Source organism: Sphingobacterium rhinopitheci, assembly GCF_022627575.1.
In the GTDB taxonomy this organism is placed as follows: domain Bacteria; phylum Bacteroidota; class Bacteroidia; order Sphingobacteriales; family Sphingobacteriaceae; genus Sphingobacterium; species Sphingobacterium rhinopitheci.
Genome location: NZ_JADEYQ010000002.1, coordinates 420,357 through 440,839 on the forward strand (window position 1 = coordinate 420,357; position 20,483 = coordinate 440,839).

Sequence of the window (20,483 nt, forward strand, 5' to 3'; positions counted from 1 at the left end):
CGTATCAGCTTATATAATAAATTACTGTTCTATTGCGTTACTGCTGTAATCGGGTCTGCATAATGTGCCAACCCATAATTACGTGATTGTGATTCCTTTGGATTCAACACATGCCATTCGAATTCATCTCTAAAGTGACGAATTGCTGCGGCCACAGGCCAAGCTGCAGCATCACCAAGCGGACATATTGTATTGCCTTCAATCTTACGTTGAATATCCCATAATAGGTCGATATCTTCGACGGTTCCTTGCCCATGTTCAATCTTGTGTAATACTTTCTCCATCCAACCCGTTCCTTCTCTACAAGGCGAACATTGTCCACAACTTTCATGATGATAAAAGCGGGTAAAATTCCATGTATTGCGGACGATACATTGGTCCTCATCAAAAACAATAAAACCACCAGAGCCCATCATCGAGCCAGTTGCAAAACCACCATCTGCTAATGATTCATACGTCATCAACCGTGGGTTACCCGATATGGTTTTACAGATTAAATTATTAGGTAGAATAGGTACAGACGACCCCCCAGCTACCAGAGCTTTCAATGTTTTGCCATTCGCGATACCGCCACAATACTCATCTGAATAGATAAACTCCTCGACAGGTACACCTAATTCGATTTCATATACACCAGGTTTATTGATATTGCCAGAGGCAGATATCAATTTTGTGCCTGTACTACGTTCAATTCCTATTTTAGCATATTCGTCACCACCATCGTTTATGATAGGGACTACAGAAGCTATAGTTTCCACATTATTGACTACTGTAGGACAGCCATACAATCCAGCTATTGCAGGAAAGGGCGGTTTTATCCTTGGGTTGCCACGCTTCCCTTCTAAGGATTCTAATAAAGCTGTTTCTTCACCACAGATATAAGCGCCACCACCAGGTTGTACATAAAGCTCCAAGTTATAGCCAGTTCCCAAAATATTCGTACCTAGGAAACCTGCAGCCTTAGCCTCTTGAATAGCACGTTCGAGAATTCGAATTTGAGGCATCATCTCCCCTCTTACATAGATATAAGAAACCGATGCCCCCAGCGCATAACTAGAAACAATCATCCCCTCAATCAATGCATGAGGAATATGTGTCATCAGGAAACGGTCTTTGAAGGTCCCAGGTTCCGATTCATCACCATTGCACACGAGATAGCGGGCTACCCCTTCAGGCTTTGCTAAAAAGCTCCATTTCATCCCCGTAGGGAATCCAGCGCCACCACGTCCTCTTAAGCCCGATTTTTTCACTTCTTCGACCACCTCATCCGTAGACATTGTTTTCAAAGCCTTTTCTACAGCACGGTATCCTCCTTTTTGACGATATACATCGAAAGTATGAATGCCAGGCTCATTAATATGCTGTAATAATAATTTACGTCCCATACAATTTAAGCTTGCTGTGTAGTATTATTTTTCAATGTATCGATCAATAGATCAACAGCATCTTCTGTCAAATTCTCATAAAAAGTGTATTCCGGACCGATTTGTAATACGGGACCAAAACCACATGCGGCCAAACATTCTACTCCTCGCCAGGAGAATAAGCCATCCGCCGTCACTTCTCCTTCTTTCACACCTAGGCGACTTTCTATATGTTTCATTATTTTCTCGGCACCGACCAAACAACAAGGGCCTGTTCGGCATACCTCGAGGTTATATTTACCCTGAGGTTTCAAAAAAAACATGGTATAAAAGGTAGCTACCTCATATACTTCAATCGGCTGAATATCTAAATATGTCGCTACTTTATCCATCGCATCCGAACTCAACCAACCGTAGTCCGCTTGTACTAGATGCAATATGGGGAGTAGGGCCGACTTTTGCTTCCCCTGAGGATAACGACTCACGATCTCAGCAAACTTTTCTAAAAGTGTTGCTGAAAACTCTACGGGTTGATTCTCTTGTACACTAAGCATCTAATTCTCCTGCAATAACATTTAAACTACTCATATTGATAATAGCGTCAGAAAGTAGCATTCCTGCACTCATGGACGCAAACATTTGATAATTGACAAAGGAAGGTCTACGAAAATGCAGACGATAAGGCGTCCTTCCACCATCATTAATTAAGTAGAATCCCAATTCACCATTTGCACCTTCTACCGCATGGTATACTTCGGATTTTGGGGTTTCCCACTCTCCCATTACAATTTTAAAATGATAGATCAAGGCTTCCATATTGTTATATACTTGCTCTTTTGGGGGCAAATAAAATTCAGGAACATCAGCATGAAATATATTTTTAGGCTCTTTATCTATTTTGTCCAATGCTTGACGAATGATACGCATAGATTGCCTCATTTCATCATTACGCACCATAAAACGATCATACACATCCCCTGTCGTACCTACAGGCACTTCAAAATCAAACTCCTCATAAGAACAATAAGGATCAGAGATACGGACATCATAATCCACCCCCGTTGCTCTCAAAATAGGTCCCGACCAACTATATTCAAGCGCTTGCTCAGGCGTCACAGCAGCGACTCCTGATGTACGCTCTATAAAAATTCTATTGCGTACAAATAACTCCTCAAACTCATCTAAAACAGCAGGAAAGCGATTTACAAATTCATTTATTTTCGCAAAAGCGATATCATTAAAATCTCTTTCAAATCCACCAATTCGACCAATATTAGTGGTCAAACGCGCCCCACATATCTCTTCATATATCTCGTATATAAATTCACGCTCTTGCATCAAATATAAAAAGCCTGAGAAAGCCCCTGTATCTACCCCTAATATCCCATTACATATAATATGGTCAGCAATGCGCGCCAATTCCATAACGATAACACGCATATATTGTACGCGCTTCGGTATTTCGATATTCAATAATTTTTCTACGGTCATATGCCAGCCCATATTATTAATGGGCGATGAGCAGTAATTGAGACGATCTGTCAGCGGTGTTATCTGATAAAAAGCACGATGCTCCGCTATTTTTTCGAAAGCACGATGTATATACCCAATCGTAGATACACCTGATACAATACGCTCACCATCAATTTGAACGACATTCTGAAATACACCATGTGTTGCAGGATGTGTAGGTCCAATATTGAGTGTGATTAGCTCTTCTTGGGGGTCATTATCAAAAAATACAGGTTGGTTAGGTGTTATTTTGGTTATTGGAGTGCTCATCTAAGTCTATAATTGAAGTTAACGGCCAAAATAAAAGTCTTTTTTATCTACACGGTTTGGATCTTCCAAAGGATACTCCTTGCGCATAGGAAATACATCGAGATCATCCATATTCAATATTCTCCGTAGATCGGGGTGTCCCTCAAAATGTATACCATAGAAATCATAGGTTTCTCTTTCCATCCAATTGGCCCCTTTCCACACTACCGTTGCGGTAGGTATAGTTGGAATCTCGCCACCTATAGACACTTTAATACGCAGACGTATACGCTGCACCATATTATGCACATGATAAACGACATCAAAAGGATGCTCCTGCGTAGGATAATGCGCAGCTGTAATATCTGTTAAAAAATTAAATCGGAGCTCTTCATCCAACTTTAAGAAGAATAAAAGATCGATAATCACTTCTTTAGAGGCAGCGATAGTCATTAATCCATAAGGCTCACCTATGAATTGAACCTGATCGCCAAACTGCTGCTGCAGGCGACCAAAAATACGATCATTAGTCAATTTATCCATTGTCAGTCACTATTCCGTATTTTTCTAATAATTCTTTATACGCTGGAGTATTGCGTCTATTAAGGGATTCATTTTTTACAATCTCTTGCAACTTTAAGACACCATCTAATATTGCTTCAGGACGAGGAGGGCATCCCGGGACGTATACGTCAACAGGAATAATCTCATCAATCCCTTGCAAAACCGAATACGTATCAAATATCCCTCCACTAGAAGCACAGGCTCCCACCGCAATCACCCATCGAGGTTCTGCCATTTGGATGTATACTTGTTTTAATACCGGGGCCATCTTTTTGGCAATTGTTCCCATTACTAACAACATATCCGCTTGACGTGGCGAGAAACTAGGTCTTTCGGCACCAAAGCGCGCCAAATCATAGGTAGACCCCATTGTAGCCATAAATTCTATACCACAACAAGATGTAGCAAAAGGTAAAGGCCATAAAGAATTCGCTCGAGCCAAACCAATGGCTTTATCTAGAGAAGTTGCAAAAAATCCTGCGCCTTCAACTCCCGGAGGAGCTTCAGCTAAAGTAACTTTGCTCATAATTTAAAAGATGTTCTTACCTCGTTTATAATAAGGTCAATATACAATTTTAAGAAATAAAACAGACTAATAGATTGCTATTTAGAACAATTCTAATCCCAATTTAAAGCCTTCTTTTTAATGACATAAATGAAGCCCAGAAGAAGCATACCCATAAAAATTAACATCTGTATAAGTCCCTCAAACCCAAATTCTCTAAAATTGACAGCCCAAGGATACATAAAGATAACCTCAACATCAAAGATGACGAACAAAATAGCTACAAGGAAATATTTTATAGAAAAAGGCTGCCTTGCATTACCGATGACTTCAACACCAGATTCAAAGGCTGAAAGTTTATTTGCTGTCTTTACTTTAGGTCCCAATAGATGGGTACTGACAATTGCTACAATACCAAAACCTATTGCAACAGCCAATTGTATTAAAATTGGCACATAGTCGATAGGCATATTAGCCACTTCGTTACTTCCCATAATAATTTAAGTATCAGTTATGACCAAATTTAATAAAATTATGGCAAATAAAAAAAGGGGAAACTGTAAACAGTTCCCCCTTATGCATAAATATTACTAAAATCTAGCCTTGTAAAGCTTCGATCATTTGTTGTGCTGTTTCATCAGCAGGATTTACTTTCAATGTATTTTTAAAGTATTCCGTTGCTTTAGGATAATCTTCTTTAAGAATATAGTAATAACCAACTTGGTTATACGCATCCGTTAATTTAGAAATATCATCCTCAGTATATACATAGCCACCAGCATTTTTATCATTTAATATTTTAATTAATTGATCAAATGCAGGAACATATAATCCTTTTACTAATTCTGGTTGCTCAGGATCTACTGTATCAAGATTTACATTTGCAAAAGCCGTTAAATAAAGCGCTTTAACCAAATATTCGTCCATTACTTTTTGATCATTACTTGACGTCAATATTGATAAAGCTTGCAATGCTGCATTTAACTCTTTTGTAGCATCTTCACCTTTTTCTTTCTTTGCTGCACCAGATCTAAAGTTGGCATCTCCTAAGAAATAATTAGCTTCATAATAGAAGTCAGTTCCTTTTTGTTGTGCAGGGATATTAAAAATAGCTGCTGCTACATCATATTTACCTTGACCATAAGCCATCATACCTGCAGAACCAATTTCTGGCATCATTAAGCTATCCTTCTCTAATGCTTTAGTTAAGTTAGCAACACCTTTATCAACATTCCCAGTTTCAATATTAGCCAAACCAGAGAATAAATAATCAATTGCAATTAAACGTTCAGCATCAGCTTCTGCGAATAATTTATCGAAATATTGCACACCTTTAGCATGATCTTTATCTTGATTGACAGCGATCAAACCTAAGTAACGATATACTTTAGCATCAATACCCGGTACGTTTTCTAATTTCTGAGCAACAGTTTTTAACTCATCATATTTTTGACCGAATACCAAGAAATCCGCATAACGAACTTGTGCCTCCGGAGACATATCACCTGTTACTTCCAAATATTTCTTATAGCTATCAACAGCCTTAGCTACTTGTGCTTCGTATGCTTTCTCATCTTCTTCGTTATTATTAGGAAGACGTCTAGCTACTTGCAATTGTGTTTCAGCGATTTCACGGAAAACTGGACCATATGACGGGTACTCGGCAACAATATTGTTATATTGCTCAAGCGCCTCATCAAAAGCGAATGCACGGCGTGTAATTAACGCTTGTTGAACTTTGGCCTTCACTAAATTCGGATCAATATTTAAAGCATCACGATAGCTGATATATGCTTGGCTATTATCTTTCAATCCTAAATAAGCATCACCTAATGCAACTGCAATATTAGCATCTTTAGGATTACTTGCTTTAGCTTGCGTTAAATAATCTACCGCTTTAGCATAATCAGGCTTTGGAGCATCAATATATCCACGGCCAATATAATACAATGGCAAATAGTCTTTTTTACCTAAACCAGTAACTGCAGCTGAAAATTTTTGTTCTGCAGCGCTTACATTATTTTTTTGAAGATCAACAACCCCTAAACCTACATTATTTAATTTCTCTTTGGGCGCGTTTGTTAAACCTTGATTAAAAATAATAGCAGCAGAATCTACTTTTTCATTTATTAAATAAATTTGCCCTAAGTAAAAGTAATTTTTTCCATCAGATGCCTTTTTTTGCACCAAATTTTGCAACATACCTTTAGCCTTGTCATACTGTTCAGCATTAATAGCAACCTGAGCGTCTTTTAAACTTTGAGCGTTAGCTGAACCAATTAAAGAGCCAGCAGCCAATAAACTCAAGAATAATTTACTTTTTGTCATAATTCTATTTTTGATCTTAGTTTTTCACTTAATTAATTCTATCCCTTATTATTATTTCCCTTCCTGGCATAGTAGCCGGAAGCAAACCTGATTTCAATAAAATACGTTGTCCCCTATCACCAGTCAAGAAAGAAGAGAACCCAATTCCTAGGCCTAAATTCGGTTGATAATTCAACACGTAAATTGTTCTTTTCAAAGGATACTCATCTGTTGATAACGTCGCCTGTGAAGGCTTCACATATTTCGGTGTTGCCAACGAATTGTTCAATACGCTCAATATACGAATTTTATCCATGTTTGGAAAAGAAGTTTTTAAAGATAAATACTGATTATAACTAATCAATCCTACCTTATTATTATTAGAAGAAACCACTTCCAATACTTCTTCTGAATTATTTACTGCCTCTACATAAGTATTGGCTACTTTAGCCAAATGTCCCATATCTCTAAAGTAACGCAAAATACTAGAATTAAGGTTATCAAACACCAAAGTAAAATTGGTTGATTTCTCACCTTTCAAAAGGTTGACTACTTGATCTATTGTTACACTTGTATCTTGGCTATCAACATTACCTATTAATACGATAGCATCGTAGCCTACTTCATAGATTCGAGGAGTTATAGAACGTTGCTTAAAATCTTTGTTTTCCTCCTCAGTCAAATGTCTAGTCAAAACAGCTATTGCACTATTTCCTGCTAGCAAATTATTTATTGCTGCTACTTCAGGTAACGATTGCGGCACTATCTTAGCATTACTATACGAACTTTCAAAGACTTGTTTTTGCTCTAATAAAATTGGCAATACAGATTCATCTACAGCAACTTTAAGTTCGCCAACAAGAATATCTTCTTTGGCTTCCTTCTTACTTCCTGTACAACTCCCTAACGCTAAACTAGAGAAAACAACTAAAACATACAATAATGCTTTCATAGATATATAGAGTATATTTTAAGACAATGGATTAATCTTTAACATATTTTAACGCAAAAAATTATTTTGCCATAAACGAGCAAATCGCATAAAGGAGTATACAATCAGCAAGATTCCAAACATGTTCTTATATGTTTTATCTATTTCTATTGGAAAATCTTTCCAAAAAATAATAAGTAAACCTATCACGAAATAAAACAAAAACATGAATAGCCCTAAAATAGACAGAAATCGCTGTGTAGGCGATTTCTGTCTAAAATTATTATTTGAGTTTGTTGAAGAACTCATAAATTACATTTGTGTTAAGTCTAACTTGATAGGTAAAGTATACGCTACACGTACTGGTCTACCATTCTGAATACCAGGACTCCACTTTTTAGCTTTCTTTAACAAAGTAATAGCAGCTTGTCCAGTACCATATGATAAATCACGTAACACTTTAATATCTGTCAAAGAACCGTCTTTCTCTACTACGAAAGAAACTTGAACTGTTCCTTTAACACCTTGATCGATTGCTCCTTGAGGGTATTGGTAATTATTACCAATCCATGTACGAAACGCACCCATACCACCCGGTGGCTCAGGTTGAATCTCTACTGATTCGAAGATTTGATCTGCTGAACCAGTACCACCTTCAACACCTTTAGTACTACCAGTAGCTGAACCCGCAACATCTTTGCTACCCCATTTACCTTCTGTAGTTACTGATCCACCCTTCATACCTTTCATAGCTACAGGACCGATAAGTTTTTTCTTATCAGTAGCTTCTTCTACAGTCGCTACTTCTGTTTCTACAGCTTTTTCTTTAGGTACGGGTTTAATTTCAGGTAAAGCAACAACATCTAATGCTGGCTTTGATTCTGCAATCTTCGGAGCTTCTTCTTGTACAGGTGGCTTTTCTTCTTCTTCAGGAAGTTGTTCTGCAAGATCTTCTAAAGTCACCTCTTCCGTAAATGCAATCTCCTCTTTCGGAGCTTCATTACCTGAAAACAACTTTAGGTTGAATACTTGAGGAATACTAAAAGCCGCAACTACTGCTGTTACAATTAGTACTGCAGTATTTGTTGCTTTCGGACCTAACTTACGAAGCTGATAAGCTCCATAAGCTTTGTTCCTGTTTTCGAAGACAACATCAAGCCACTCTTTTTTAAATATATTTAATTTTCCAAACATATTATTTTGTTTTTAATGATTATCCTTACTTTAAGATACTAAAGAAGATTAGTCGTTGTAAAGATTCTCTTTTTTCAATAGCTCAATTTCTTCGTTCATGATACGATTAGATATCATATAACGCTTAATGTCTGCGATTTTCATTTCGTCTAATGCGTCAATAATATTTCTAGTTACTGACATTTCACTTGGACGAATAACTACGATCATGTCCTTACCTCCAGTTTGCTGTGGAACTACCTGTTTCATTTTTAATAAAACAGAACGTATCCCTTCAGTACTGTAGTCGATAACTGTAGGTCCTTGCAAAGGTTTGTTAACATCCCCTTGATACCATACTAATTTATCATCTGATCCTAATACTAATGTAATACTACGATGCTCATCAACGTCTACGTCAGTTGGTTTGTCTGTCTCCACGTTTTTATCAGGCATCGCTACATCCATAGCTTGAGGTTTGTTCAAAGACGTAGTCAACATGAAGAACGTAATCAGTAAGAATGCCAAATCAACCATGGCTGTAAGATCTACCTTACCACCACTTTTTTTGGACCTTACTTTTCCGCCTTTACTCTTTTTACCGGAGTCTTGATTTAATTCTGCCATTTGTTTCTTATATTATTACTCCCCAGCTTTAAGGCCTGTAACAAAACTAAATTTATTTTGTTTTTGGTTACGTAATGTTTCAATAATCAAATTCAAACTAGGAAACTTTTCATCTGCATCCGCTTTAATTGCTATTGTTAATAACTCGATATCGTCCGGATTTTTATTATCCGCTAACGCTTTATCTTTCAATATTTTTGCTGAAGCTATACGAGCTTGTTTTACCCATGAAAACAACTCGTTAGACACATTCATAGTAGAATCCACTGGAATACCTTTTTGCTTCTCTGCTGTTCTATCCGAAGCGTCTGCTGCTAACAATGCTTTCATTGTTTTAATTGAGACACCAAAATCATCAAGACTTTTGAATTTAGCATATTCTTCAGGCGTGAAATCAACACCGTATAAAGCACTCATCTGTTGTAAGGTCTGTACACGTACATTTGGATCACTCATTTGAAAGAATACTTTACCTTCATCTCCTACTGTAATAATAGCTGTATTACCATCCGGTAATTTTGCTTGTGAGTAAGAAGGTGCCGTATCAACGGTCAATGTCTCTGGTTGTCTAGCAGTAGCTGTAAGAACGAAGAACGTAAGTAGCAGGAAAGATACGTCACACATCGCCGTCATGTCGATGGATGTACTGGCTCTTTTTACTTTTGCTTTACCCATTTCTTTAATCTTTTAAATTAACAACTCTAATCTTCTTTGCTATATGATGCTTAAGTATTTCACTTTCCATAAAAAAAGTTAAAATACTTTCAAAAACATCTTACTTGTGGTTCGCAGCGTAAGTTTGTACGATTGAGAAACCAGCTTCGTCGATTGAGTACGTCAATTTATCGATTTTTGCAGTTAAGATATTATAGAAAATAATTGCAAAAGTAGAACATGCGATACCTGTAGCTGTATTGATTAGGGCCTCAGAGATACCATTTGCTAATTTAGCTGAATCTGGAGCACCACCTGTTGCTAATGCAGAGAAGGCCTTGATCATACCTGTTACAGTACCTAATAAACCAGATAAAGTACCGATAGAAACTAACGTAGCTAATACGTTTAAGTTTTTCTCTAACATAGGCATTTCTAATGCTGTAGTTTCTTCGATTTCTTTTTGAATTGCTAAAGCTGATTTTTCTGAATCTAAACCTGGGTTAGCTTCAACATCTTTATATTTTAATAAACCTGCTTTGATTACATTTGCAACAGAACCTTGTTGTTTGTCACACTCTGCGATAGCAGAATCAATGTTACCTGTTCTTAATAATGATTGTACTTTTCTAACGAAGATACCTACGTTTCCAGTTCCAGAAGCTTTACCAATAACAATGAAACGCTCAATAGAGAAAACGAATACCATTAAAAATAATCCTAAAAGGACCGGTACGATAACACCAGCGTGATAAACCATACCTCCATAATTACCTGGTAAAGGTTGATTCGCTGGATCTCCATCTACGAAGTTAGAAGGGTTACCCATTACAAATTTCCAAACAATATATCCGACCACGAAGCAAATTACGATTGCTAAGCTCGCAAATAAATTACTTGAATTGCCACTTTCTTGTTTAGCTGGGCTAGTAGTTTTTGGTGCGTTTGCCATTTTTTTACTAAATTTTAGATTTTTACTGTTGTTTAATTATTATATTTTATTCAATTTTTGAGCAATAACATTAGTAATATTTACACTATTACCAAAACAAATATAGCATTTTGAAACAAAACTTATATTTTTTTGCATTATTTTTATTCTAATCCACTAAAATACCGTGAATTAGAATAAGCAGTCCTCCTATTCTAATTTATTTACTAAAGAGTCACAGACTCAATAGGAGAATAATTATACAATGAAAACTAATTTTTCTTTGATATGCAAATTAATAAACCGTTAAGTCTCGAAAATAAGTAAGTAAACACTTACAATGTTCAGTTCTTCATTTTGTTGACTCGTGATTTGACAGTGTTAAACTACTTATAATTATACATTTACAAAACCACTAACCTATTTGTTTTACTTTATACCCTAAAGCAAATAAAATATCGAAGATTTTTTGTTTAAAATCACCTTGTATCAAAATTTCACCATCTTTGGCACTTCCTCCGACGCCACATTTCTGCTTCAGTAGCTTAGCTAAAGCTTGCAAATCGTCATCTTGACCAACAAATCCTTCAATGATAGTCACGATTTTTCCTTTGCGGGCTTTGCGATCTAATAGCACCTTCAGCTGTTGCTTATTAATAGGTAACGTTTCAATTTCTTCTTTCGTATCACCGGAATAAGAAAAATCTGAATCCGTTGAATAGACGACACCTTCGAATCGTTGTAACTTTTGCTTTGCCATACCCTAAATTAACAAATTATTTTTAATGAATTTGGTTTAACTAATATCTCCAATTCCCCATCCATATTTATTGGTTCACCATCCACATGAACCGGACCATTCACGTCACGATCTATACTTATTTTTTTGCCCCGTATTATTTCCACATAATCAGAATGATGTGCCGAACGATTAAAAAGATGAAACACCATCATTGGAAGAATATAAAGTGGAAATTTGTGCACTATACATACATCTAACCAACCATCATTGACAGAAGCATTAGGCGCTATATAAGCATTATTACCATATTGTGGTGAATTAGCGACAGAAATCATAAATGCTTCCCTGACATAATGTACCCCATCAATATTCAATTTATATCGACCTGGTTTATAATTGCTAAACACATTGATAATAGACCTTAGATAACCAATAGGACCACGCATAGAATCATTAGCAAACCGGTCGCTAACAGTTGCATCAAATCCTAACCCCGCAATATTAAAAAAAGAACGGTTATTGATCGTTCCAGAATCTACTTCAAAGGTTTCAAAGCGATTAAGCCTTCTAATTGCAGCAGCCTCATTCATTGGAATTCCTAAATATAAGGCTAAACCATTGCCAGATCCTTCTGGAATAATACCCAAAGGGATTCCCGAATTAACGAGAGCTGATCCAAGTTCATTAATCGTACCATCGCCTCCCACAGCTACTACTGCGTCGTACCCTTCTTTTATTGCTTCCAATCCCAATTCATAAGCATGATTAGGACCTGTAGTCTGTTTAAAAGTAGGATTAAACAACTGAAGGTCTAATGTTTCAAGGACTTTCTTATTGAATGCAGTCTTCTTCTTGCCACCAGAAATCGGATTAATTACAAAAAGTATTTTTTTCTGCTCTTGCATAAATACATTTACTATAGGTGTAAAGATAAGAATTGATAACTACTATCAATCTAATATTTAATAAATACCATTTTCTCATTGTAATAATTATAAAAGAGTTGTAATTTTGCGGCAACAAAAATGTGGATTGATTTACATTTTACAGCTAGCAGTGTAAAAGGAGATTGCAACCACGGAAAAAAAGTGCTAAAACCGTTTTCTTTTCAGTTTTTCGCTTCTATCTAACGATAGCATCTCCATATTTTTAAAACTAAAATAATTAACATGGCATATTTATTTACTTCTGAGTCTGTTTCAGAAGGCCATCCAGACAAAATAGCAGATCAGATTTCAGATGCTTTAATCGATAATTTTCTTGCTTGGGATGAAGACTCACGTGTAGCGATTGAAACATTAGTAACTACTGGCCAAGTAATTTTAGCTGGAGAGGTAAAGTCAAAAATTTATCTTGATGTTCAAAAGATCACCCGTTCGGTAATTGAAAAAATAGGATATACAAAATCCGAGTATATGTTTGAGGCGAATTCATGTGGTGTATTATCTGCTATACATGAGCAATCAGCAGATATAAACCAAGGAGTTGACAGAACGACAAAGCAAGAACAAGGTGCTGGTGATCAAGGAATCATGTTTGGCTATGCTAATAATGAGACGGAGAACTATATGCCATTAGCATTGGATCTATCGCATCGTTTGCTATACGAACTAGCAGAATTGCGTCGTGAGGATAAAGATATCACGTACTTGCGTCCAGATGCTAAATCCCAAGTAACATTGGAATATAGTGATGATCATAAACCACAACGCATAGATACGATCGTTATATCTACACAACACGATGATTTTGATGAAGAGCCGGTTATGCTAGCGAAGATCAAAGAAGACATCAAAAATATACTAATCCCACGTGTCAAAGCACAACTGAAGCCAGAGTTACAGGCATTATTCAATGAAGACATCAAATACCATATCAACCCTACCGGTAAATTTGTGATCGGAGGTCCTCATGGAGATACAGGCTTGACAGGACGTAAGATTATTGTAGATACATACGGTGGTAAAGGTGCACATGGTGGTGGTGCATTCTCAGGAAAAGACCCTTCCAAAGTAGACCGTTCGGCAGCTTATGCTACACGACATATCGCTAAGAACTTGGTAGCTGCAGGCGTTGCAGACGAGATATTAGTACAGATATCTTATGCAATAGGCGTTAAAGATCCGATGGGCATCTATGTAAACACATACGGCACAAGTAAAGTCGATTATTCGGATGGTGAAATTGCCAATAAGATTACGGAATTATTTGACATGACACCTTATGGTATCGAAAGTAGATTAGGTTTACGCAAGCCAATCTATGCGGAGACGGCAGCTTATGGTCATATGGGTAGAACACCAAAAACAATTACAAAGACATTTGAAAATACAATGGGAGAAAGTATCTCTATGGATGTTGATTTATTTACGTGGGAAAAACTAGACTACGTAGACCAAATAAAAACAGCCTTTCAATTATAATACAAAAAGGAGCTTCTACAAAAAGCTCCTTTTTTGTTTCTCTTTTATGTGGTTGGTTATTTTATCTTTAGGTTGTGGTGAAAAGATAGTAAAACATTATTTGTGCCCTGCTGCACACCTACATTTTGAAACATATAACCGAGCTGTACACCAAGGTTATCTCTAAACTTATAGCCGATCCCAGCATATGCCCTATTGCGATCAAAAACAGTGATGTTGGCATCATCAGCGATATTTAAGAACAGCTCATCATATACTGCGATATACGCCCCATGCTTAGCAAATCCCTTATCTGTCAAAGGAATATCCGCAAACAAACAATACCTAAAACGTCCTCTAAACTCTTGGTTTTGAATAAACCGTTCCTCCAAACGTAAACGGTGTCTAAATTTTGCCTTGCCCATGCTATGGTTAAACAAAGCCTCTTGATAGATCCTATGCTCGACAAAAGGATTATTGGGTTCCCCAAACGATTCGGTGTAAATAAAGCCATAACCTAAAGTTGTTACCAAATAAGGCTTCAATTGATATTGTGCACCTACACGCACAAGCGTTTGATGGTGGTCACCCACAATTTTATAATCACGAAGTTGAATCTCTTGATGAATACTAAATTTGGATTCTTTAATCTTAGTATTACCAAAATAAATGAGCCATCCTTGGAGATTCTGTGCAAAGCAAGGTAGAGTTACCGCTATAAATAAAAGGTTCAGTAGTATAATTCGCATGTTACGAAAATAATAACCGTGCACTAAAATACTACATCCTTAAGGTAAAGATTATATGACAAAAAAAAGGCAACAGTAATGTTGCCTTATACTAACGATATTTTTATTAAAAGGAACGCTTAGTAAGGTATTCGTTCTCTTTGGCAGTCATCAATTCTTTATCTTCTTTCTTTTTGTCTAAGAAACCACACAAATGTAATACCCCATGGATAATGACGCGGTGTAACTCATCACGCTCGGTAACGCCAAATTTGGCTGCATTCTCTTGAGTACGCTCTACCGAAATAAATATATCACCAGCGATAAGGTCCTCCTCTTCGGAAGAATCAAAAGTAACAATATCTGTATAGGTATCATGATCAAGATACTGCTTATTGATTTCCAATAAGTAAGCATCAGAGCAAAATACAAAGCTCAATTCGCCAATACGCTTAAACCCTTCAGCCTTGATGGTATCACCAATCCAACTTCTAACCTTAGCTTTATCTTTCAAAGTGAATGCTATATCTTCACTAAAGAAGGAAATATCTTTCAATGCCATATTCTAAAATGCTTTTGTTTCCATATATGTTTGTAGAATAATAGTGGCTGATATGGTATCAACCAATCCTTTATTCTGCTTTTTATTTTTTTTCATGCCACTCTGTGCAATTGCCGAAGAGGCCATCTTAGAAGTAAAACGCTCATCTACCTCGACCACATTAATCGTTGGGTACTCGCGCTTTAGCTTACGTACAAAGCCAAGGACATGCATTGCAGACTCCGAGTCCGTACCATCCATTTGCAAGGGTTTACCGACTACAAAAGTACTAACTTGCTCTGTCAACAGATAAGTTTTTAAGAAATCCCATATTTCTGTAGGATGAACCGTTGTCAAAGCTGTCGCAATAATTTGCAAGGGATCAGTTACAGCTACACCAATACGCTTTGTCCCATAGTCAAATGCCATTAATCGCATAAATATATTTTTTTACAAAGGTACAATTCCATATTGATGATAAAAATCTATAACTTTGGTAGATTATTTTAATAACTATGCAAAAATTACTATTCTTATTCCTGCTCAGTATTCCATCGTTTTTATTGGGCCAAAATATAGATACCGAGATCAACGCCTATAGAACGGCACAAAAGGAGAGTTTTCTGAAAGATGAATTCGGGCCCTTACGAAAAGAAAATGTACAATACTTATCTTATTATCCATCTAGCAGTGACTATATCGTCGAAGCAGATGTAGAACTGTTACAAGCTGAAAAAACATTTAGAATGCCGACCTATGATGGCACGAGCAATCCGTACAAGCGATATGCTATTTTAACCTTTAAAATAGGCGGTACAGATTATCAATTGACGGCCTATCAATCGGCTTCCCTATTTGGCAATCCAGCATATGCGAATTACTTATTTTTACCATTTTTAGACCAAACAAATGGCGAAGACACATATGGAGGCGGTAGATATATTGAGTTAGATGCTACACAAATCATGAATGGTAAAATAAAAATTGATTTCAATAAAGCATATAATCCCTATTGTGCGTATAGCTCAGGCTATCGTTGTCCACAACCTCCATCAGAAAATTCATTAGCAATCGCTATATTAGCGGGAGAGAAAAAATATAAAGGTCCTAAGAACGAACGCCCAGTAAACAAAAATATGGCTAAAAATTTCAACGAAAAAGAAAAGAAAATCATATTATCTGGAGATAAAGAAAGTAAACTTCATGTTTATCAAATCACAGATGAAAAGGAACTTAATGTATTAAAATCTAGCTCTACAGATATAAATAGTGATGACCCACTTATTCCAATTTTAAAGCAACGCATGCTTCTAACGGTACAAGATCCATCTCATCCGGGAGTCGGTATTGCAGCACCTCAAGTTGGTATTAACAAAAATCTAATTTGGGTTCAACGTTTTGATAAGGAGGGAGAGCCATTTGAATTCTACATTAATCCGAAAATAATCTGGCGTTCAAAGCTAATACGTACAGGCGCTGAGGGATGTCTATCAATTCCTGATCAGAAAGAAAACGTAGAACGCAACAATACGATCAGGCTACAATATTGGGATGAAAAGGGTAATATCATAGAGGAGAATATCGAGGGCTTCACAGCAGTTATATTCCAACATGAAGTAGATCATTTGTATGGTATATTGTATCCCGACCGTGTCGAAGAACAACAAAATAGAGAAACCATCGAATTGAATGAGAAAATAAAATACACGATCGAAAAAGGAGTAACATTAATCCCATAAAGCAATTAAGCCCTGAACTTATCATTCAGGGCTTAATAATTTAATATCCAATATCTATCTTTCTACTAATTTTATTTCATATAATCGAGGCCATAGCTTTCCTGTTAAAAATAAGCGCTTTGCTGCGTGATCATAGGCAATACCATTCATTTCATTATCAACTTCAGAACGTCCTTCAGTATTCAATCCAACTAAGTTAATACGCCCTTCAACAGCTCCGGTTTCAGGATTGATAATAACTATAATTTCTTGACCATATACATTAGCATAAACCTTGCCATCGATATATTCTAATTCATTCAATTCAATTACAGGTCCATTTTCATCATAAACACGTACAGAGCCAAGCTCACTACCCGATTGCGGATCTAAGAAATATAAAGAATTAGTGCCGTCAGATTTTATCAATCGTTGACCATCGTAGGTCAAACCCCATCCTTCTTTACTATTCCCATATTTAAAAGTCCCTACACGATTCATGGATTTTTTATCGTAAAAATAACCTTCTCCTTCCGTCCAGGTAAGAAAAACAATCTTATCACCAATAACGGTGATTCCTTCACCAAAGAAATTCTCTTTGGGCTCTACCTTTTGAAGTATCTTCCCTGTTGTAAGATCTACTTTACGCAGAGAAGTAACTATATCAGGAAGATGCGAGGGATTACCTGTTCCCTCATAAAGTATACCATCTACAAACTGTAAGCCCTGTGTGTAAGCAGTACTATCATGAGGGAATACATTGACCACCTCATAAGCATATTGTTTAGGATTTGGCGGTAAAATGATCACATTACTATACGCAATATCTTCTTTTCCCTGGGCATATACTTTGGCAGACAAAGATTTATCACCTAAACCATATTTTGTACTATCAAATACTACGCTACTGGTATCTTTTTTGGTTGCTAATGGCAGACCGTCCACTGAATAAACAACGGAATCAATCGTTGCTACAGGAAAATTTAAGGAAAGCTTGACTTGTTTACCCAATACGACACGCTCTCCCGCTTCAGGGGTTGTAAATTTCAATTTCCCTTCTTGAGACTTACAACCTACCATAGTAAACAGCGCCATTAATGATAGACCTAAAATTGGTTTCCAATTCATTGTATTTATTTTTTAATTGCTCCAAAAAGCATCTTTTATTAATTCGATTTTATTCGTACCTAAATATACAGAAACTATATCAAATCTGATATCCCCTTGATAGCCCGACATCTCTAAATAAGCATCAGCTGCTTGGATAAGATTTTTTTGTTTCTTAGCATCCACAAAAAACTCAGGACGGCCATAATTGGTAGTGGTTCTACTTTTCACCTCCACAAAGACCAGCGTATCACCATCCATGGCAATGATATCCACTTCCCAATACCTATAGCGCCAATTGATAGTTTTAATTGTATAGCCCAAATTTTGTATATAAATAGATGCTAATGCCTCGCCTTTATTTCCTGCCCTCCTTTGGTTAGACATAGCCGCTATTTAACAACCGTATTTCCCAACAACTGACCTAATGTTTGCTCTGCTTCTTTCAATTTTTGATACTTACTTAACGCAATATCCATATCTTGCTCCGATAGCGGAGTTTTCAATTCTTCCCGTATTTTATGGATTTCCTTTTCAAACTTTCTTTTTTTTATTCTATATATAGCTTGAATAATCAATACCTTGAGGTGTTCTATTTCACGTGTAACATGGATTTTCCGTTTATCATCATTCCAATTGGGACTGATTTCATAACGTGAAGCTATACTATCCACTGCCAGATTAACAACATCTTGATTCTTATGCGAAAGGAAGAACTTAGCTTCCGGCACTTCAAAATTCTCGGCTTGTTTTTTAAATTCAGCCACAATAATAGCACTGGGCTTATCTTCAAAATCAATATCATCTATAGAGCCCAATAAATAAGGAGCTACTGGCACATCCCCGTCGCCTTCCCAGGTGACGAGTTCCTGTCCATAATTCAACAGTATACGTATGATTTCCCGCTCTTGAAGCGTCTCCGCGGTTATCTGTTGAGGTGCTACAACTTCAGTAGTCCCCGCTTCATTTCTTTCTTGTTCATTTAAGAAAAAGTCAGGCGGCGGCATCTCCCCATACGGTCCAACCGCTAAAGAACCTGTTGCATTATTTTGTTGATTTATCTTCTTCTCTGAAGCCTTAGCCTTATTGATCCGAATTTTATTCAATTCACTCAATAATATGCGCTCTTCGATATCTAGTAAAGAAGAACATTGACGTATAAATACAGAAACCTTAATCTCATCGGGAATGAGGGCAATACTTTCAACTACATCTCGAATAACTTCTGCCCTCTTAATAGGGTCATCCTTAGCATCCTTGAGTAAAATATTTGTTTTATAGAAGATAAAATCCTCTTGATGCAAAGCGATATAATCTTTGAATGCAGTAGAACCTACCTCCCTGATATAAGAATCGGGATCATTGCCATCAGGAAATAGAAGAACTTTAACATTCAAGCCTTCCTCCAATAACATATCGGTACCACGTAGCGAAGCCTTGATACCTGCGGCATCACCATCATAGAGTATTACTACATTCTTAGTAAACCTAGAGATAAGCTTAATTTGACCTGTGGTCAATGATGTCCCCGAAGACGAAACTACGTTTTCGACACCGGCTTGATGCATCGCTATGACATCGGCATACCCCTCTACAAGATAACAAAGATCATGATCTGCTATTGCTTTCTTAGCATGATTTAGCCCATAAAGAACGTCTGATTTGTGGTATATCTCACTCTCCGGAGAATTGACATATTTGGGGACAGATTTCTCTGTTTTTAGGGTACGGCCACCAAAACCTATAATACGTCCTGTCAGATTTTGAATCGGAAATATAACTCTTCCTCTAAAACGATCATATAAACTTTTGTCATCACGAGCTATAGCAAGACCTATTTCTGTCAAGTAGGAATCAGCAAAACCATTTTTGTTGGCTTCATCCACCAATGCAGTCCATTGATCAGGTGAATATCCGAGTTCAAATTTCTTAATGATATCTTCTCGATATCCCCGTTCTTTGAAATAAGAAAGACCAATTGATTTTCCTAAATCTGATTCCCAAAGGTGATTTTTAAAGAATTTACCAGCCCATTGACTGAGCACATACAAACTTTCACGCTTATCTTGGGCAGCCATCTGCGCAGGAGTTCTCTCTGTCTCCTGAATTTCGATATGATATTTATTGGCCAGAAATCGAATTGCCTCAGGGTAGGAATATTTTTCCAATTCCATTACAAACTTGACAGCATCACCACCTACACCACAGCCAAAACATTTGTAAATACCTTTTGCTACAGAGACATAAAAAGATGGCGTCTTTTCATTATGGAAAGGACAATTCCCTATTAATGAAGTTCCTCTTTTCTTAAGGTCCACAAAATCCCCTACAACCTCCTCAATTCGAGCAGTATCTAATACCTTATCAACGGTCTCTTTAGTAATCAAACTTATTTGTATTAACTATATATTGTGTAGTACTACGTATT

General features: G+C 36.8%; 22 protein-coding genes. 2 read left to right on the top strand and 20 right to left on the bottom strand.

Going from position 1 to position 20,483, the window contains the following annotated elements; translation table 11 throughout:
* Positions 1–29: 29 nt before the first annotated feature.
* From nuoF to IP023_RS04520, 14 genes are all read right to left on the bottom strand, one after another.
* Complete coding sequence (gene nuoF, locus IP023_RS04455; protein ID WP_241789047.1) at positions 30–1,385, bottom strand: NADH-quinone oxidoreductase subunit NuoF; 1,356 nt, start codon at positions 1,383–1,385, stop codon at positions 30–32.
* A gap of 5 nt (positions 1,386–1,390) precedes the next feature.
* On the bottom strand, positions 1,391–1,918 hold the full coding sequence (locus tag IP023_RS04460) for an NADH-quinone oxidoreductase subunit NuoE family protein (RefSeq protein ID WP_241789048.1): 528 nt from the start codon (positions 1,916–1,918) through the stop codon (positions 1,391–1,393).
* On the bottom strand, positions 1,911–3,146 hold the full coding sequence (locus tag IP023_RS04465) for an NADH-quinone oxidoreductase subunit D (protein WP_241789049.1): 1,236 nt from the start codon (positions 3,144–3,146) through the stop codon (positions 1,911–1,913). Before IP023_RS04465 ends, IP023_RS04460 begins: the two co-directional genes overlap by 8 nt.
* An 18-nt stretch (positions 3,147–3,164) precedes the next feature.
* Positions 3,165–3,668 carry an NADH-quinone oxidoreductase subunit C gene (locus IP023_RS04470; RefSeq protein WP_241789050.1) on the bottom strand — a complete coding sequence of 168 codons (504 nt, stop codon included), beginning with the start codon at positions 3,666–3,668 and terminating at the stop codon, positions 3,165–3,167.
* A complete protein-coding gene (locus tag IP023_RS04475; protein WP_241789051.1) occupies positions 3,661–4,215 on the bottom strand; it encodes an NADH-quinone oxidoreductase subunit B in 555 nt (184 codons plus the stop codon). The genes IP023_RS04470 and IP023_RS04475 overlap by 8 nt, the downstream gene beginning before the upstream one ends.
* Positions 4,216–4,307: 92 nt before the next feature.
* On the bottom strand, positions 4,308–4,688 hold the full coding sequence (locus tag IP023_RS04480; RefSeq protein ID WP_241789052.1) for an NADH-quinone oxidoreductase subunit A: 381 nt from the start codon (positions 4,686–4,688) through the stop codon (positions 4,308–4,310).
* A gap of 103 nt (positions 4,689–4,791) precedes the next feature.
* Positions 4,792–6,522, bottom strand: a complete 1,731-nt coding sequence (locus tag IP023_RS04485; RefSeq protein ID WP_241789053.1) for a tetratricopeptide repeat protein — start codon at positions 6,520–6,522, stop codon at positions 4,792–4,794.
* A gap of 28 nt (positions 6,523–6,550) precedes the next feature.
* A complete protein-coding gene (locus IP023_RS04490; protein ID WP_241789054.1) occupies positions 6,551–7,453 on the bottom strand; it encodes a PstS family phosphate ABC transporter substrate-binding protein in 903 nt (300 codons plus the stop codon).
* 291 nt (positions 7,454–7,744) lie between these two features.
* The gene (locus IP023_RS04495) at positions 7,745–8,626 is read right to left on the bottom strand and encodes an energy transducer TonB (RefSeq protein WP_241789055.1); all 882 of its coding nucleotides are present in this window, start codon (positions 8,624–8,626) and stop codon (positions 7,745–7,747) included.
* A 48-nt stretch (positions 8,627–8,674) separates the two neighbouring features.
* A complete protein-coding gene (locus tag IP023_RS04500) occupies positions 8,675–9,232 on the bottom strand; it encodes an ExbD/TolR family protein (protein WP_241789056.1) in 558 nt (185 codons plus the stop codon).
* Between the two features lie 15 nt (positions 9,233–9,247).
* Complete coding sequence (locus IP023_RS04505) at positions 9,248–9,907, bottom strand: ExbD/TolR family protein (RefSeq protein WP_241789057.1); 660 nt, start codon at positions 9,905–9,907, stop codon at positions 9,248–9,250.
* A gap of 100 nt (positions 9,908–10,007) precedes the next feature.
* On the bottom strand, positions 10,008–10,838 hold the full coding sequence (locus tag IP023_RS04510) for a MotA/TolQ/ExbB proton channel family protein (RefSeq protein ID WP_241789058.1): 831 nt from the start codon (positions 10,836–10,838) through the stop codon (positions 10,008–10,010).
* Positions 10,839–11,232: 394 nt separating this feature from the next.
* Positions 11,233–11,577, bottom strand: a complete 345-nt coding sequence (locus IP023_RS04515; protein ID WP_241789059.1) for a translation initiation factor — start codon at positions 11,575–11,577, stop codon at positions 11,233–11,235.
* Between the two features lie 8 nt (positions 11,578–11,585).
* Positions 11,586–12,464 carry a diacylglycerol/lipid kinase family protein gene (locus tag IP023_RS04520; protein ID WP_241789060.1) on the bottom strand — a complete coding sequence of 293 codons (879 nt, stop codon included), beginning with the start codon at positions 12,462–12,464 and terminating at the stop codon, positions 11,586–11,588.
* Positions 12,465–12,728: 264 nt separating this feature from the next.
* Here IP023_RS04520 and metK point away from each other — a divergent pair, with 264 nt between their 5' ends.
* Positions 12,729–13,982 carry a methionine adenosyltransferase gene (gene metK / locus IP023_RS04525; RefSeq protein ID WP_241789061.1) on the top strand — a complete coding sequence of 418 codons (1,254 nt, stop codon included), beginning with the start codon at positions 12,729–12,731 and terminating at the stop codon, positions 13,980–13,982.
* 56 nt (positions 13,983–14,038) lie between these two features.
* Here the strand turns inward: metK and IP023_RS04530 are convergent, their stop codons facing one another.
* The 3 genes from IP023_RS04530 to ruvX all read right to left on the bottom strand — a co-directional run bounded on the left by IP023_RS04530 (position 14,039) and on the right by ruvX (position 15,668).
* Positions 14,039–14,710, bottom strand: a complete 672-nt coding sequence (locus IP023_RS04530; protein WP_241789062.1) for a DUF2490 domain-containing protein — start codon at positions 14,708–14,710, stop codon at positions 14,039–14,041.
* Between the two features lie 106 nt (positions 14,711–14,816).
* Positions 14,817–15,251, bottom strand: a complete 435-nt coding sequence (gene ybeY / locus IP023_RS04535) for an rRNA maturation RNase YbeY (protein WP_241789063.1) — start codon at positions 15,249–15,251, stop codon at positions 14,817–14,819.
* A gap of 3 nt (positions 15,252–15,254) precedes the next feature.
* The gene (ruvX, locus tag IP023_RS04540; protein WP_241789064.1) at positions 15,255–15,668 is read right to left on the bottom strand and encodes a Holliday junction resolvase RuvX; all 414 of its coding nucleotides are present in this window, start codon (positions 15,666–15,668) and stop codon (positions 15,255–15,257) included.
* Positions 15,669–15,745: 77 nt separating this feature from the next.
* On the opposite strand from ruvX, the gene def reads away from it, so the two are divergent.
* Entirely contained in the window at positions 15,746–16,969 is a 1,224-nt protein-coding gene (def, locus tag IP023_RS04545; protein WP_241789065.1) for a peptide deformylase, read from the top strand.
* A gap of 54 nt (positions 16,970–17,023) precedes the next feature.
* Here def and IP023_RS04550 read toward each other — a convergent pair whose 3' ends face one another.
* Genes IP023_RS04550 through dnaG form a run of 3 tightly spaced genes read right to left on the bottom strand, consistent with a single transcriptional unit; the run spans position 17,024 to position 20,442 of the window.
* Complete coding sequence (locus IP023_RS04550; RefSeq protein WP_241789066.1) at positions 17,024–18,076, bottom strand: glutaminyl-peptide cyclotransferase; 1,053 nt, start codon at positions 18,074–18,076, stop codon at positions 17,024–17,026.
* A gap of 12 nt (positions 18,077–18,088) precedes the next feature.
* Entirely contained in the window at positions 18,089–18,442 is a 354-nt protein-coding gene (locus tag IP023_RS04555; protein ID WP_241789067.1) for a YraN family protein, read from the bottom strand.
* A 5-nt stretch (positions 18,443–18,447) separates the two neighbouring features.
* Positions 18,448–20,442, bottom strand: coding sequence for a DNA primase (dnaG, locus tag IP023_RS04560; protein WP_241789068.1), 1,995 nt, complete (start codon positions 20,440–20,442; stop codon positions 18,448–18,450).
* Between the last annotated feature and the right edge of the window lie 41 nt (positions 20,443–20,483).